The organism is Streptomyces sp. NPDC093221, assembly GCF_044753885.1.
Taxonomy (GTDB): Bacteria; Actinomycetota; Actinomycetes; order Streptomycetales; family Streptomycetaceae; genus Actinacidiphila.
This window is the reverse complement of sequence record NZ_JBIVOA010000002.1, coordinates 167,585-181,308: the sequence shown is the minus strand read 5'-3', so window position 1 is coordinate 181,308 and position 13,724 is coordinate 167,585. Positions and strand designations below refer to the sequence as shown.

The 13,724-nt window shown below is 70.0% G+C and carries 20 protein-coding genes; 9 read left to right on the top strand and 11 right to left on the bottom strand.

The genetic code is table 11. From position 1 onward, the window contains the following. The first annotated feature begins 23 nt into the window (after positions 1-23). Together ACIQCJ_RS07010 and ACIQCJ_RS07005 are read left to right on the top strand one after the other, a co-directional pair. The gene (locus tag ACIQCJ_RS07010) at positions 24-482 is read left to right on the top strand and encodes a GNAT family N-acetyltransferase (RefSeq protein WP_355348151.1); all 459 of its coding nucleotides are present in this window, start codon (positions 24-26) and stop codon (positions 480-482) included. A 51-nt stretch (positions 483-533) separates the two neighbouring features. Next, on the top strand, positions 534-1,037 hold the full coding sequence (locus ACIQCJ_RS07005; protein ID WP_402710919.1) for a YfbM family protein: 504 nt from the start codon (positions 534-536) through the stop codon (positions 1,035-1,037). Here the strand turns inward: ACIQCJ_RS07005 and ACIQCJ_RS07000 are convergent. The 7 genes from ACIQCJ_RS07000 to ACIQCJ_RS06970 form a co-directional block, all read right to left on the bottom strand. Further along, complete coding sequence (locus ACIQCJ_RS07000) at positions 1,030-1,530, bottom strand: hypothetical protein (protein ID WP_402710918.1); 501 nt, start codon at positions 1,528-1,530, stop codon at positions 1,030-1,032. The genes ACIQCJ_RS07005 and ACIQCJ_RS07000 overlap by 8 nt on opposite strands. Before the next feature lie 26 nt (positions 1,531-1,556). Beyond that, the gene (locus ACIQCJ_RS06995) at positions 1,557-2,504 is read right to left on the bottom strand and encodes an RHS repeat domain-containing protein (RefSeq protein ID WP_402710917.1); all 948 of its coding nucleotides are present in this window, start codon (positions 2,502-2,504) and stop codon (positions 1,557-1,559) included. A gap of 67 nt (positions 2,505-2,571) precedes the next feature. Then, on the bottom strand, positions 2,572-3,099 hold the full coding sequence (locus ACIQCJ_RS06990; protein ID WP_402710916.1) for a hypothetical protein: 528 nt from the start codon (positions 3,097-3,099) through the stop codon (positions 2,572-2,574). Positions 3,100-3,168: 69 nt separating this feature from the next. After that, positions 3,169-3,747 (bottom strand): RDD family protein, encoded by a 579-nt coding sequence (locus ACIQCJ_RS06985; RefSeq protein WP_355349367.1) that lies wholly within the window; start codon positions 3,745-3,747, stop codon positions 3,169-3,171. An 82-nt stretch (positions 3,748-3,829) separates the two neighbouring features. Then, positions 3,830-4,306 carry an SRPBCC domain-containing protein gene (locus tag ACIQCJ_RS06980; protein ID WP_391050378.1) on the bottom strand — a complete coding sequence of 159 codons (477 nt, stop codon included), beginning with the start codon at positions 4,304-4,306 and terminating at the stop codon, positions 3,830-3,832. 78 nt (positions 4,307-4,384) lie between these two features. Further along, on the bottom strand, positions 4,385-4,723 hold the full coding sequence (locus tag ACIQCJ_RS06975; protein ID WP_402710915.1) for a DUF397 domain-containing protein: 339 nt from the start codon (positions 4,721-4,723) through the stop codon (positions 4,385-4,387). After that, entirely contained in the window at positions 4,720-5,544 is an 825-nt protein-coding gene (locus ACIQCJ_RS06970) for a helix-turn-helix domain-containing protein (RefSeq protein ID WP_402710914.1), read from the bottom strand. Before ACIQCJ_RS06970 ends, ACIQCJ_RS06975 begins: the two co-directional genes overlap by 4 nt. 140 nt (positions 5,545-5,684) lie before the next feature. Here ACIQCJ_RS06970 and ACIQCJ_RS06965 point away from each other — a divergent pair, with 140 nt between their 5' ends. The 3 genes from ACIQCJ_RS06965 to ACIQCJ_RS06955 are packed head-to-tail and all read left to right on the top strand — an operon-like array spanning position 5,685 to position 7,533. Further along, positions 5,685-5,936 (top strand): hypothetical protein, encoded by a 252-nt coding sequence (locus ACIQCJ_RS06965; protein WP_355349376.1) that lies wholly within the window; start codon positions 5,685-5,687, stop codon positions 5,934-5,936. Beyond that, positions 5,933-6,496, top strand: a complete 564-nt coding sequence (locus ACIQCJ_RS06960) for a sigma factor-like helix-turn-helix DNA-binding protein (protein ID WP_391161472.1) — start codon at positions 5,933-5,935, stop codon at positions 6,494-6,496. The genes ACIQCJ_RS06965 and ACIQCJ_RS06960 overlap by 4 nt, the downstream gene beginning before the upstream one ends. After that, positions 6,493-7,533 carry a hypothetical protein gene (locus ACIQCJ_RS06955; RefSeq protein WP_402710913.1) on the top strand — a complete coding sequence of 347 codons (1,041 nt, stop codon included), beginning with the start codon at positions 6,493-6,495 and terminating at the stop codon, positions 7,531-7,533. The genes ACIQCJ_RS06960 and ACIQCJ_RS06955 overlap by 4 nt, the downstream gene beginning before the upstream one ends. 34 nt (positions 7,534-7,567) lie before the next feature. Here ACIQCJ_RS06955 and ACIQCJ_RS06950 read toward each other — a convergent pair whose 3' ends face one another. Then, positions 7,568-7,990, bottom strand: a complete 423-nt coding sequence (locus tag ACIQCJ_RS06950; protein WP_402710912.1) for a PIN domain nuclease — start codon at positions 7,988-7,990, stop codon at positions 7,568-7,570. Further along, positions 7,987-8,202: a type II toxin-antitoxin system VapB family antitoxin gene (locus ACIQCJ_RS06945; RefSeq protein ID WP_355349388.1), complete on the bottom strand. Its 216-nt coding sequence runs from the start codon at positions 8,200-8,202 to the stop codon at positions 7,987-7,989. The genes ACIQCJ_RS06950 and ACIQCJ_RS06945 overlap by 4 nt, the downstream gene beginning before the upstream one ends. 211 nt (positions 8,203-8,413) lie before the next feature. Between ACIQCJ_RS06945 and ACIQCJ_RS06940 the strand changes: the two genes are divergently transcribed. The 4 genes from ACIQCJ_RS06940 to ACIQCJ_RS06925 all read left to right on the top strand — a co-directional run bounded on the left by ACIQCJ_RS06940 (position 8,414) and on the right by ACIQCJ_RS06925 (position 12,410). After that, positions 8,414-9,568, top strand: coding sequence for an HpcH/HpaI aldolase/citrate lyase family protein (locus tag ACIQCJ_RS06940; RefSeq protein WP_402710911.1), 1,155 nt, complete (start codon positions 8,414-8,416; stop codon positions 9,566-9,568). Beyond that, positions 9,565-10,434: a CoA ester lyase gene (locus tag ACIQCJ_RS06935; protein WP_355349394.1), complete on the top strand. Its 870-nt coding sequence runs from the start codon at positions 9,565-9,567 to the stop codon at positions 10,432-10,434. Before ACIQCJ_RS06940 ends, ACIQCJ_RS06935 begins: the two co-directional genes overlap by 4 nt. Positions 10,435-10,602: 168 nt before the next feature. Next, the gene (locus tag ACIQCJ_RS06930) at positions 10,603-12,186 is read left to right on the top strand and encodes an acyl-CoA carboxylase subunit beta (RefSeq protein ID WP_402710910.1); all 1,584 of its coding nucleotides are present in this window, start codon (positions 10,603-10,605) and stop codon (positions 12,184-12,186) included. Between the two features lie 14 nt (positions 12,187-12,200). Further along, entirely contained in the window at positions 12,201-12,410 is a 210-nt protein-coding gene (locus ACIQCJ_RS06925) for an acyl-CoA carboxylase epsilon subunit (RefSeq protein ID WP_391050371.1), read from the top strand. Positions 12,411-12,512: 102 nt separating this feature from the next. Here ACIQCJ_RS06925 and ACIQCJ_RS06920 read toward each other — a convergent pair whose 3' ends face one another. Then, the gene (locus tag ACIQCJ_RS06920; protein ID WP_355349403.1) at positions 12,513-13,112 is read right to left on the bottom strand and encodes an ATP/GTP-binding protein; all 600 of its coding nucleotides are present in this window, start codon (positions 13,110-13,112) and stop codon (positions 12,513-12,515) included. Continuing rightward, on the bottom strand, positions 13,093-13,671 hold the full coding sequence (locus ACIQCJ_RS06915) for a DUF742 domain-containing protein (RefSeq protein ID WP_401722915.1): 579 nt from the start codon (positions 13,669-13,671) through the stop codon (positions 13,093-13,095). Before ACIQCJ_RS06915 ends, ACIQCJ_RS06920 begins: the two co-directional genes overlap by 20 nt. Positions 13,672-13,724 lie beyond the last annotated feature (53 nt).

Sequence of the window (13,724 nt, the reverse complement as noted above, 5' to 3'; positions counted from 1 at the left end):
CCCCGATACGTAAGGTCACGCGGGTGACAGACACCCCCGAGACCATCGTCAGGGACGCGGTGGCGGCCGACGCCGCCGCCATCGCGCACGTCCACGTCACCTCGCGCGAGGTGACCATGCCGTACCTGCCGCCGCGCAAGCGGACGGACGCCCAAGTGGAGGCGTGGGTGCGGGACATCGTGCTGCCCGGCTCGGCGGTGTGGGTGGCCGAGCAGGGCGGCGCCGTCGTCGGCTACGCGTCCGTCGAGGACGGGGTCCTCGACGCCCTCTACCTCCTGGCGGAGGTGCGCCGCCAGGGCATCGGCAGCCGCCTCCTCGCCCGCGCCAAGGCGCACAGCCCCGCCGGCCTCACCCTCTTCGCCTTCCAGCGCAACACCGACGCCCGCGCCTTCTACGAGCACCACGGCTTCACGCTGGTCGACACCAACGACGGCTCCCGCAACATGGAGAAGGAGCCCGACCTCTCCATGCGCTGGCCGTAACCCCCTGTCCGGGGGCGGCGGGTGTCAGACCCCGGCCCTAGCATGCGACGCATGGGCATGATTGAGAACTACGCACGTCTGACACCCGCCGAACTCGACCGCGCCGTCCGGGAACCGGACTGGACGCAGGAGTTCGTCTTCGACCTGATGTACGCCGAATCGGAGGAGACCACGGGCGCGGGTCAGCCGCGCTGTCTCGACATCGACAAGGCGTGGGACGCCCTGGACTTCCTGTTCCGGCGGATCGAGTTCCCGCTCGACATCGTCCACGGCGGCCAGCCGATACCCGGCGCCGGCGACTGGGGCTACGGCCCGCCCCGTTACCTCACCCCCGACCAGGTCCGCACGGCCGCCGCCGCCCTGACCGCACTCCCCGCCGCCGCCCTCACCAAGGACCTCGCCGAAGCCGAGGTCGAAGAGGGCGTCCTCTACCCGAGCGTCGAGGGCGAGGCCCTCGAAACGCTCGAATACGCGACCCAGCACTACGAGGCCCTCGTCCCCTTCTTCCAAGCGGCAGCCGCCGAAGGCGACGCGATAGCCCTCTGGCTCAGCTAGCCCCTCCCAGCGCCTCCCACCCCTCACGCACCGCCCTCCCCACAGCCTCCGGTGTAGCCGTGTCCTCGACGGACTCCATTCCCAACAGCCCGAGCGGAAACAGCAGTACGTCCACTCGCGGCACCTCCCCGCCCGCGTTCCACTCCCGCACCGCCTCGAGCGCCCGCGACACCCCGAAATACGCGGGGCTGACGTCGGCGTACTCCGGCCGCACCACCGGTCGCCCCTCGCCGTCCAGCATCGCCGGGCGCGTGGCGGGCACCACGACAAGACCCGGATAACCGTCCCCCCGCACGTTCCGCAAAATCTGCGCCCGCCCCGGCGTCGGCCTCCCCCCGTACCGCCCGTGCGCGAACACCCCGGCCACCATCACGGCGTCAGCGCCCACATCCCGGGCCTCGGCCTCCCACAACTCCACCGGCAGGCCATCCCCCAAATGCCGCCGCCACACCTCAAGAAGCCGTGCGTTGTCCGAAACGATGATGATGTCCACGTCGCGTTCCACTCAGAAGGGGTGCATCAGGGCAGGGGCATGAAGGGAAGGACGCGAACTCGTCCCGCGTGGGCCATCTCTTCCACGGACAGGGCCAGAGCGTCGATTCCGCCGCCCGCGTCCGCCAGGTGGTCGATCAGGCTCTCGGGGTTGATCGCGTCCTTGTGGATCACCGATCTGACCAGGGTATAAGGACCTTCTTCCTTGTACGCCTTGAACGCGGCCCGGGCATAAGCCGCCGCGCCCTCCATCGTCGTCGAGAAGTACTTGGTCTCGATGCCGAGGACGTTCTCGAACCGCCGCGTCTTGAGCAGCTGTGCCAGCTCCTTGGCCTGGACGGCACGGTAGATGAAGATCTCGCCCGGCTTGAGGGCGCGACCCAGTTCCGTACAGGGACTCAGGCCGAACGGGTCGATCTCGTCGTATGGATTCTCCACATACGTGTGGTGGTTGGGAGCCGGGACCAGGCCGAGGGGATCGGGGCTCTGATAGCGGGCGGTGACCGGGTCGTAATACCGCAGATGGTTGTAGTGGAGTCCGGTCTCGGCGTCGGCGTACTGGCCGGGGAAGCGCAGCGGGCAGTCGGTCTGCCCGCCGACGGCTGGTTGCCGGTCCCATACCGTGCGCGTGCTCCGCCACGCCACATCGCCGTCGGAGCCGATGAGTTCGCTGGGGGCACCAATGAGATCGGTGACGATGGCGTAGAAGCGTTCGTCGATCAGGGCCAGCGGACGGTGTGTGCCAGGCGCGTACTCCCAGGTCGTGGCGGCCTGCCCCGTCACCTCTTCCGTCATGCGCGCGCCGTCCCAGACGAACACGGTCTCCGCGATGAGGCCGCTGTCGTCCCACTGCTGCTTGGCGATCCGGCGGCCCAGCGCGTCGTACAGATAGCGCCAGACGCTGCCGTCCGGCGTGGTGACGCCCGTCCCCCCGTGGTCCCCGTCAGCTCCGGGGCATTGTTTCACCTCGGTCATGAGTGACGTGTGGGAACTGCGGCGGGGTTCCCGATGACCGGAACAGGTGGTCGCGGCCTGCGGATCACTACTCCAGCAGGGGAGGGGGTGGGGTGAGGTGGGCTTCGGTGCGGGCCAGGCGGTGGGTGGTGCGGCGGGTGGAGGGGAGGGCGGTGAGGAGAAGGAGGGCGGCGAGGGCCAGGTAGATGGCGGCGAGGTCCTTGGCGGTGGGGCCCCACAGGAGCACGGCGGCGCCCAGGGCGCCGAAGAGGGTGGCGAGGGCGAGCGCCAGACGGCGGGTGGTACGGGCTGCCCGGCGTTGGCGGTGCAGGAGGAGGGTCATGGCGTGGCGGGCCGCGGGGTCGGAGGGGATGACCTCCTTGCGCATGAGGCGGGCGGCCACGGCGACCTGCCGGGGGGTGAGCCCGGTCTCTGAGGCGATGTGCCGCCGGCTTCTCAGGTCTCGCCACGCGAACACCAAGCCGCCGGCCATGCCGCCGACGAGCGGGACGGTGGGGGCGGGCAGCCAGAACAGGCACACGGCGACGTAGAGCACGGCGGGCGCGAGGCGGACCCATATGTTGTCGCGCCAGGGACGTTCGCGGTCCCAGTCCATGGAGGCGGGCCTATCCGTGTCCGGGCGCCCCGGCGGCAGGGCCGGGGCACACGGACAACAGGGTGCGGGTCAGGGCTTGATGACGACGGAGTGGACGATCTTGTCCGCGAAGGTCTGCTTCTTGGCATCCCAGGCGGGCCACAGGAAGCCGAGGTAGCAGGGCAGAGCGTCCAGGATGTGCAGCAGGCGCCGGCCGAAGGCCAGACCGAAGCCGAGGACCTGGCCGTCCGCCTCGCGCAGCGTGCGGGTGCCCACGACCTTCTTGCCCGGCGTCTGCCCGGTCGTACCCTCCATGTAGGAGAAGTAGATCGAACCGGCCAGGGCGACGACCGCGCCCAGCAGGGCCCCGGCCGTGCCGCCGATGCCGAAGCGCAGGATCGCGTACGGGACACCGAGGATGAGCGCGTCGATGAGATACGAACCCGCCCGCGCCCCCCAGTTGGCCAACGGGGGCATTCCGGTCGGCTGTTGACCGTAGTTCGCGACGTCAGGCTGGCCGCCGCCGGGGTAGGACGGTATGGGTCCCTGCCCGTAAGGGCCGGGCTGGCCATAGGGGTTGGGCTGTTGCTGCCCCTGCGGGTTGTGCTCCCAGGGGCCGGACTGTCCGCCGTTGTCGCCGTCGTATGGAGGTGGCTGTCTGTCACTCATGCCGCCGAGTACACAGGGCCTACCGGCAGGAGACAACCCTCTACCTGCAACGATTGCGTACCACTCGCCCAGCCGGGGCCGGTCAGCCGATCGGTTCGACGTACGTGGCGAGGTTGGCGAGCGAGGAGGCGATGCCGGTTTCGTGGTCGGCCTGGTCGATACCGGGCGGTACGTCGGTGGCGGTGACGGCGACCTCGGTGGCGTCGCCGGCGTCGTCGGTGGGCGTGAGAGACCAGGTCATCGTCATGGTGCCCGCGTACAGAGGGTCGTCCGCCTCGAAGACGGCCTGCTGGACGACGCGGCGGTGCGGGACCAATTGCGTGAAGGCGACCGTGACGACGTCCGTCGCGTCCGAGGACTTGCCCGGGCTGTCGGCCGCGTCGAGATACGTGAGCACCATACGGAAGCCGCCGCCGGGGCGGGGGTCCCAGTGCTCGATCCGGCCGCGCATACCGTCCGGCGGCAGCCAGGCTTCGAGGGAGTCGCGGTCGATGAGGGCGCCGTAGATGGTCGCCGGTGGTGCCGCGATCACCCGGCTGGCGCGGTCGGTCCTACCCATGAGCCGAGTCTAGGACCGCAACGGCGGCGCCCGCACTCACGCCGTGCGGGCGATCCGTCGGACATGTCGCCCGATACGTCAGAGCGCGGGCTGCTGCGCGGCGGCGAACGTCACGAACGCCGACCACGCGGCGGGCGTGACGGTGAGCGCCGGGCCCTCGGGGTCCTTCGAGTCGCGGATGTGAATCGCCTGCGGATGCGCGGCGACCTCGACGCAGTTGCCGCCGTCGCCGGTGCTGTGTGAGGACTTGTGCCAGTCGCACGCGACCTCGACGCAGTTCCCGCCCGCATCACTGCTGTACGAGGACTTGCGCCAGTCGTAGGCGAATTCGATGCAGTTCCCGCCCTCGCCGCTGCTGAAGCTGGACTTGACCCAGACGAGGTCGGGGGAGGGGCTTGGCCGTGCTGCGCGGTTCATTGGTCTCCTAGCAGATCGTCCATCAGGCGCATGCTCTCCTCGGGCGTGAGGGCCTGTGAACGCAGCATCCCATACCTCTGCTGGAGCACGCTCACATCATCCGGATCATCGATGAGTGAGCTGACGTCGTGCACTTCGAAGTACGCCAGGTGCTCGTGGGCGGGCGTCTCCAAGAGGACGATCGGCCCGGCGAGAGACGCGTGCTCGACGCGGTCGAGCGGCATGATCTGGAGGATGACGTGGGGAAGTTGGGCCACTTCCCGCAGCCGCCTGATTTGGCGGCGCATAGCTTCCGGCCCGCCCATGGGCCGCCGCAGGATGGACTCCTCGATGATGTAGGTCATGAGCGGTGGCGATGGCTCACGCTGGAAGATCGCTTGGCGCGTCAGCCGGTCCGCGAGCCGTTGGTCGACGTCATCTGGGCTCAGGGGTTGGTACTGCTCTTTGAACACCGCCTTCGCGTACTCCTCGATCTGGAGGAGGCCCGGTACCACCTGGGTCTCGTACGACATCAGGCTCAGCGCCAGCGGCTCCTCCTCCATGTAGTCCTGCGCGAACAGCGGATACCGCTCCGCCTGCGGGACTTCGGCGACGGCCACCTCCAGCGTCTGGCTCGTGCGGAGCAACTGGTCGAGCTGGCGGGCCAGCCGCAGGCCGAGCGGTCTGCGGCCCTGCTCGATCGATGCGATCTGGTCCAGGCTGAGGTTCACCTCGTCGGCGAGCCGCTGCTGCGACATACCGCTCGCACGCCTGAACTGGCCGACCGTGGCGCCGATGACGCGCCACGCTGAGTTTTTTCGTGGTCGCTTTCCGTAGGGCATGCGATCTCTATTTCCGTCCCAAACCCGCGCCACCCTCGTCCGGCTCGTACAGTCCGGTTGTACGGGTTCACGCGGGGTACGGTCCCGCGCCTCTTCTTCTGTAGCGGGCCGAAATCCACGGCCCCTCGGGGAGGGACACCATGGACCGGGCCACGCTTGCCGTCACCGTTCTCTCGGTTCTCACGGCCAAGGGGTGCGCGCTGCTGGGGTATTGGCTGCGGCTGCGCTGGCGGGCGCGTTACGAGCACGCGCGCGCCGCGTATCTCGCCGAGGCCGTCAACGGCCTCGGGGCGGGGGACCGGCTGGAACTGGACGACGCACGCGGTGGCGGCCACCGGCTCCACCTGACGATCAGCCGCGCGGCGGGCCGAAGGGACGATGAGAGCACGTGACCGACCATGAACCGCCGACCACCGCGTCGGCACAGCGCTTACCGGGGGAGACCGGCGCCCCCGAGCGCGTACGCGGCACCGTGGACGAGGAGTTCTCGGACTTCTACCGCGCCGAGATACGCGGCCTTGTCGTCTTTCTGCTGCACCACGGGGCCGCGCTGGCCGTCGCGGCCGACATGGCGCAGGAGGCGATGATCCAGGTCCACCGCTACTGGACCACGGTCCGCACTCCGCGCGCGTACGTCCGCACCGTCGCCGCCCGCGCGCTCGCCCGCAAGACGGCGGCGGTCCGCGAGGACCCGGTGGACGAGGTGCCGGAACCCACCTCGCTGCTGCCGCGTCCGGACGCGTACGCCGACTGGGAGGAGCGGCATGTGACGCTCGCCCTGCTCAGGAGTCTTCCGCCGCGCCAACGGCAGATCCTGGCCTGGACGTTGGACGGGTACGCTCCCGCCGAGATCGCCGAGCAACTGACGATGACTCCCGAGGCCGTACGCGCCAGTCTGAAGAAGGCGCGGCGCGCCGCCGTGCGTCTCCTCGCCGAGGAGGACGACCGGTGACCGCGGAACACCACCACGACGAGCGGCTGCTCGCCGAGCACGCCCGCTCCCTCGCCGGGGACCTCGACGGCGTCCTCGACATCGAGGCGGGTCTGTCCGAGGTGCTGCTCCAGTCCCGCCACGCGGCTCTCACACAGGACGTGCCCCTCGACGTCGACGCGGGCCTCGCGTCCGTACTCCCCGCGCCGGACCCGGACCGGATTCCCGGCGCGCCGCCGCCACCCGCCCCGACCACGAAGTACGCCCCGCCCAGGAGTCCGAACCTCGTGGAGGCGATGCTGCACGTCAACTTCCCTGCTGGCATGGCCAAGTTTGAATCCACGCTGACCCCGGCCGTCGGGCGCATGGAAGTGCGGAGCCAGCCGCAGATCGCCGCCGGTACGCGGGCCGTCTTCCTGGCACAGCGCCTCGCGGACGACGACGGCGGAGACTGGGGGCGCGCCCTCGACCGCGTCGATCTGCTCGCGGCGGTCCTCGATTTCGCCCGGCATATGGTCAGGGAACCCGAGTTCGTCAGCGCTTTCCGCCGTGCGGCGACCTTCCTCGGGCGTGCTGAACCGGCGCCCGGCCGGCCCCTGACCGCGGACGGCTATCTCAGGGAGGCTCTGCGACTCGCCCGCGAGGCGACGCACGGGATGGCCGCCGGAGGAGACTCCTACCTGTCGCGGACGGCTGATCTGGCCTACGAAATCGCCGCCGCCCCCGGCCTCGACCGGGCCCTGGCCGAACGCGCCGCCCGCATCCTCGGCGCGGTCCGGATCGCCCTGGTGCGGCGCCAGTTCGCCACTCACCTGGTCACCCACGACGACCAGCGGATGGCGCTGCTCCTGGACGACTTCACCGTCACCGACCTCACCTCGGTCGACCTGCGCGGCGCCGACCTCACCGCCGTCCGCTGGACCGAGACCGGCACCCGCTGGCCCCCCGGCTTCGACCTCGCCGACCTCCGTTCCCGCTCGGACGAGTCCCCGCCGGGCAGCGCCATCTACGTCGTCCGAGGCGACTCGGCCACCGTCTCCGACTCCGTGGACCCGTAGGAGGCCCCCAGAGCCCGGCTTGCCCTGGGGCCGACTACTTCCCGGCCGGAGGCCCGTACCACTGGAGTGCCTGGCCGGTAACGGCCGCGACGCGCTCGAAGTCGCGGTCGCGGTGCAGGAGGGTGAGGCCCTGCAGTTCCGCTGTGGCGGCGACCACCAAGTCCACGGCGCCGGTGCTGCGGTGCTCTCCGCGTTCCGTGAGGAGGCCCTGCACTTGCCAGGCGCGGTCGTACGCGCGGTCGTCCACGGGCACCCGGCCGAACAGCATGCGCATGTCCGCGGTGGCTTGCGCACGGTCGGCGGCCGACCCTGCGCTGTAGAAGAACTCCAACTCGGTGATCGGGCAGGTGGCGATCAGACCGGCCGCTGCCGCTTGGTCCCAGCCGAACTGCTCCGCGTCGCCGCGCATGATCCGTGCGAGGGCGCTGGTGTCGATCAGAAACTGCGCCGCGCTCACCGGCGGTAGTTCGTCTTGTCCTCGAAGATCTCCAAGTCGAAGGCCCCGTTGGCGGCTTGGGCACGCAAACGCGTGAGGGCGAGCGCTCGTCTCCGGTTCTCCAAAACCTCACGCAGGGCTGTGTTGACGGTCTCTCTCTTCGTGCCCGTGCCAAGGGCCTGGGCCACATCGGCGAGCAGTTCGTCGTCCAGGTCGATCACGGTCCGGCTCATATGATGCACCTCTGGTGATATCAACTTAGGTGTCGAGTATATCTCGCTCGATATCGAAAACGGGCCGGTGACGAACGGCACACGTACTGTCGGGTAACCCGGAGAGGGGCGCGGTCATAAGGTGAGCGGCGTACGGATGGGCGCGGGCGGGCTCATACGTGCGGGCACAGACGTAGGCTCCCCACCCTCGATCGATGAAACGGGAGATGGCATGCGCTCGGCGAAGGACTTCTTTCGGCCGTTGGCCGTGGGGGCACCGGCCCCCGTGCGGGAGGTGCCGTTCCGGCCCTCGCGGATGATCCACTTCTTTGATCCCGGCAACGAGAAGATGGCGGCGAAGGTGCCGACGCTGGCGCCGCAGGTCGACGTGCTGCTGGGGAATCTGGAGGACGCCGTACAGGCGGACCGCAAGGTGGTGGCGCGCGAGGGCCTGGTGGCGGTCGCGAAGGCGAACGACTTCGGCGACACGCAGTTGTGGACGCGGATCAACAGCCTGGACTCGCCGTGGGCGCTGGACGACCTGCTGACGCTGGTGACGGAGATCGGCGACCGCCTCGACGTCATCATGGTGCCGAAGGTGGAGGGCGCGGCGGACATCCACTACGTGGACCGGCTGCTGGCGCAGCTCGAGGCCAAGGCACACGTCGAACGGCCGATCCTGGTGCACGCGATCCTGGAGACAGCGACCGGCGTGGCCAATGTGGAGGAGATCGCGGGCGCGAGCCCCCGGATGCAGGGGCTGTCGCTCGGCCCGGCCGACCTCGCCGCGAGCCGCCGGATGAAGACCACCAGGGTCGGCGGGGGACACCCCGGCTACCTGGTGCGGGAGGACCCGAAGGGCGACGGCGCGCCCCGGGCGACGTACCAGCAGGACCTGTGGCACTACACGATCGCCCGAATGGTCGATGCCTGCGCCGCGCACGGGATTCTGCCGTACTACGGGCCCTTCGGGGACATCCAGGACGTGACGGCCTGCGAGGACCAGTTCCGCAACGCCTTCCTGCTCGGGTGCGTCGGCGCGTGGTCGCTGCACCCGGTGCAGATCGCCGTCGCCAAGCGGGTCTTCTCGCCCGCCCCCGAGGACGTGGCCTGGGCGCGCCGGGTGATCGACGCCATGGGCGACGGTACGGGCGCGGTGATGATCGACGGCAAGATGCAGGACGACGCCACGTACAAGCAGTGCCTGGTGGTGTCGGAACTGGCGGACGCCCTCGCCGCCCGCGACCCGGAGCTGGCCGACGCCTACGCGGCGGCGGAGAAGGCGGAGAAGGCGGAGAACGCCGAGCAGGCGGAGCAGGCCGAGCAATCGGAGAAGGCCGAGCAAGTGGAGAAGGCCGGGCAGGCCGAGAAGGAGGACACCCGATGAACGACCGGATCACCCCCCGCCGCTCCGTCCTCTACATGCCCGGCGCCAACGACCGCGCCCTGGAGAAGGCCAAGACCCTCCCCACCGACGCCCTCATCCTCGACCTGGAGGACTCCGTCGCCCCCGACGCCAAGGCCGACGCCCGCAAGCGCGTCGCCGAGGCCGCGGCGAGCGGCGAGTACGGCTACCGCGAGGTGACCGTCCGGGTCAACGCGCCCGGCACCCCCTGGCACGCCGACGACGTGAAGGCCGCGGCGGAAGCGGCCCCGGACGCCGTCGTCGTACCGAAGGTCGACTCCCCGGAGACCGTACGGGAGGTCGAGGAGGCCCTGGTGAGGGCCGGGGCCCCGGACCGCACCGCGATCTGGGCGATGATCGAGACCCCGCGGGCCGTCTTCGCCGCAGCGGCCATCGCGGCGGCCTCCCCGCGGCTCACCGTCCTCGTCATGGGCACCAACGACCTCGCCAAGGAACTGCGCGCCGAGCACGTACCGGGCAGGGCCCCGCTGCTCACCGGTCTGTCGCTCGCCCTGCTCGCGGCCCGCGCCAGCGGCAAGGCCGTCTTGGACGGTGTCTACAACGACGTACGTGATCTGCCCGGCTTCGAAGCCGAGACCCGACAAGCCAGGCAGCTCGGCTTCGACGGCAAAACGCTGATCCACCCCACGCAGCTCGAACCGTGCAACCGGATCTTCGCCCCCGCGCAGGAGGAGATCGACAGGTCCCGCCGGATCGTCGAAGCCTTCGAAGAGGCCACGTCACAGGGGCGAGGCGTGGTCACCGTGGACGGCAGGATGATCGAGAATCTGCACGTGGAAGAGGCCCGCAGGGTCCTCGCCCTGGCCGAGGCCGTCGCCGGACGCTGACCCGAATGCCCGTCAAGGACGGGCAAAAAGCGACAAGAAGCGGGGCCCGGCCGACCGGCGGCGGGGCCCCGCCCGCATGCGCTTCTGTTGGGATCCACCATGAAGTGCGGACGGACACTGTACGAAGTAGATGGCCCGTTATTCGGTTCCCGCTCGTACTGTCGAGGCATGACCACATCGCAAGAGGTGCCTGCGGACGTGAACGACGCCCGCGGTCGCGTAGCCGATCTGCTCGCCATCCGCGAGCAGGTCCGTCGCGGGCCGAGCGAGCGGGCGACCGAGGCCCAGAAGGCCAAGGGCAAGCTCACCGCCCGCGAGCGGATCGATCTGCTGCTCGACGAGGACAGCTTCCGCGAGGTGGAACCGCTGCGGCGGCACCGTGCGGTCGGCTTCGGTCTCGAAGCCAAGCGGCCCTACACCGACGGCGTCATCACCGGCTGGGGCACCGTCCACGGCCGTACGGTCTTCGTCTACGCCCACGACTTCCGGATCTTCGGCGGCGCGCTCGGCGAAGCGCACGCCACCAAGATCCACAAGATCATGGACATGGCCATCTCGGCCGGCGCGCCCCTGATCTCCCTCAACGACGGTGCCGGAGCCCGCATCCAGGAGGGCGTCTCGGCGCTCGCCGGATACGGCGGCATCTTCCAGCGCAACACCAAGGCGTCGGGCGTGATCCCGCAGATCTCGGTGATGCTCGGCCCGTGCGCGGGCGGCGCGGCGTACAGCCCGGCGCTCACGGACTTCGTGTTCATGGTCCGCGAGACCTCGCAGATGTTCATCACCGGTCCCGACGTCGTCCAGGCCGTGACCGGCGAGAAGATCACGCAGAACGGACTCGGCGGCGCCGACGTCCACTCCGAGGTCTCCGGCGTCTCGCACTTCGCGTACGACGACGAGCAGACCTGCCTCGAAGAGGTGCGCTACCTGCTCTCGCTGCTCCCGCAGAACAACCGCGAGAACCCGCCCGCCGTCGAGAGCCACGACCCGGCCGACCGGCGCGGCGACGTCCTGCTCGACCTGGTGCTGGCCGACGGCAGCCGCGGTTACGACATGCGCAAGGTCATCGAGGAGATCGTCGACGAGGGCGAGTTCCTGGAGATCCACGAGCGCTGGGCGACCAACATCATCTGCGCGCTGTCCCGGCTCGACGGACAGGTGGTCGGCATCATCGCCAACCAGCCGATGTCGCTGGCCGGTGTGCTGGACATCGAGGCGTCCGAGAAGGCCGCCCGCTTCGTCCAGATGTGCGACGCCTTCAACATCCCGCTGGTCACGCTGCTGGACGTGCCGGGCTTCCTGCCCGGCGTCTCCCAGGAGCACGGCGGCATCATCCGGCACGGCGCGAAGCTGCTGTACGCGTACTGCAACGCCACCGTGCCGCGCATCTCGATCATCCTGCGCAAGGCGTACGGCGGCGCGTACATCGTCATGGACTCACAGTCCATCGGCGCCGACCTGACCTACGCCTGGCCCACCAACGAGATCGCGGTGATGGGAGCGGAAGGCGCCGCCAACGTCATCTTCCGCCGCCAGATCGCGGAGGCCGACGACCCCGAGGCGATGCGGACGCGCATGGTCAAGGAGTACAAGTCCGAGCTGATGCACCCGTACTACGCGGCCGAGCGCGGCCTCGTCGACGACGTGATCGACCCCGCGGACACCCGCGCGGTGCTGATCAGCTCGCTGGCGATGCTCCGCACCAAGCACGCGGACCTGCCGTCGCGCAAGCACGGCAACCCGCCCCAGTAGTCATGGAGACCACCTTGAGCACTCCCGCCGATTCCCTCGTGCGCGTCGAGAAGGGGCACGCCGCTCCTGAGGAGCTGGCCGCGCTCACCGCCATCCTGCTGGCGCGTGCCGCCGCCGGTGACGCCCCCGAGGCCGCCGACACCCCCAAGCGCCGCTCCACGGCCGGCTGGCGCCGCCTGGAGCGCACCCCCGGCTTCCGCGCCCCGCACTCCTGGCAGGGCTGAGCCGCACCTTCCACGGGCCGCCCGGCGCGACCCACGACGGCTTCGGGCCCCACCGCTTTCGCGGTGGGGCCCGAAGCCGTTACGGGAGAGCGGACCCGGCGCCTACCGCAGCCGCGCCATCAGGGCGTGCTCGACCAGCGTGATGAGCGCGCTCTTGGCGTCGCCGCGGTTGCGCGCGTCCGTCGTGATGATGGGGGCCTCGGGCCCGATCTGGAGGGCCTCACGGACCTCCTCGGGACCGTACGGCTGGTGTCCGTCGAAGCCGTTGAGGGCGATGACGAACGGCAGGCCGCTGTTCTCGAAGTAGTCGACGGCCGGGAAGCAGTCCGCCAGGCGCCGCGTGTCGACCAGCACGATCGCACCGATCGCGCCGCGCACGAGGTCGTCCCACATGAACCAGAAACGGTCCTGCCCCGGCGTCCCGAACAGATAGAGGATCAGATCCTCGTCGAGCGTGATGCGGCCGAAGTCCATCGCCACGGTCGTCGTGGTCTTGTCCGGCGCGTGCGTCAGATCGTCGATCCCGGCCGACGCGGACGTCATCACTGCTTCGGTGCGCAACGGATTGATCTCCGACACGGCCCCGACGAACGTGGTCTTGCCCACGCCGAACCCGCCGGCCACCACGATCTTCGCAGACGTGGTCGACCGGCGGACCGTATCGCCCCCGCTGGAGCCCCCGCTAGAGCTTCCGAAGTCCACTGAGCACCCTTTCAAGCAATGTCACGGCTGGCTGTCCGCCCGAGGACTCGTCGCCGCCGGGCTGGTGGATCTGGACCAGTCCGGCCTCAGCCAGGTCGGCCACGAGAATCCGGACCACACCGAGCGGAATCGTCAGCAGAGCGGAGATCTCCGCGATCGACTTGATCTCCCGGCAGAGCAGGCAGATCCGCTGGTGTTCCGGCAACTGCCCACGCAGTCGCTCGGGGTCGGCGGTGGTACTGACCAGCGCCTCTATGGCGAGCTGGTAACGCGGCCTGGTACGGCCGCCGGTCATCGCGTAAGGGCGGACGAGCCCGGAAGGGGCGGGGGGCCGCTTGCTCGCGCCGCCGCTCCCACCGCCGTTCCCGTAACTGCCGCCGCCCCCGTGACCGCCGCTGCCGCCGCCGTGGCGGGGGCCCTGCGGCGGCGCGTAGGGCTGGATACGCGGTTGCCGGTACTGCGGCTCGGGCTCCGGAGAGGGCGCCGAGGGGAAGGTGTAGGGGTTGAGGGGCGGCTGATGCTGGCTGCCGTACGGGTCTCCACCGGGGGACGTGCTCACGAGTCCTCCTCCTGATACGGCTGCGATCCCCCGTCCGAGTACCCGGCTGGTAC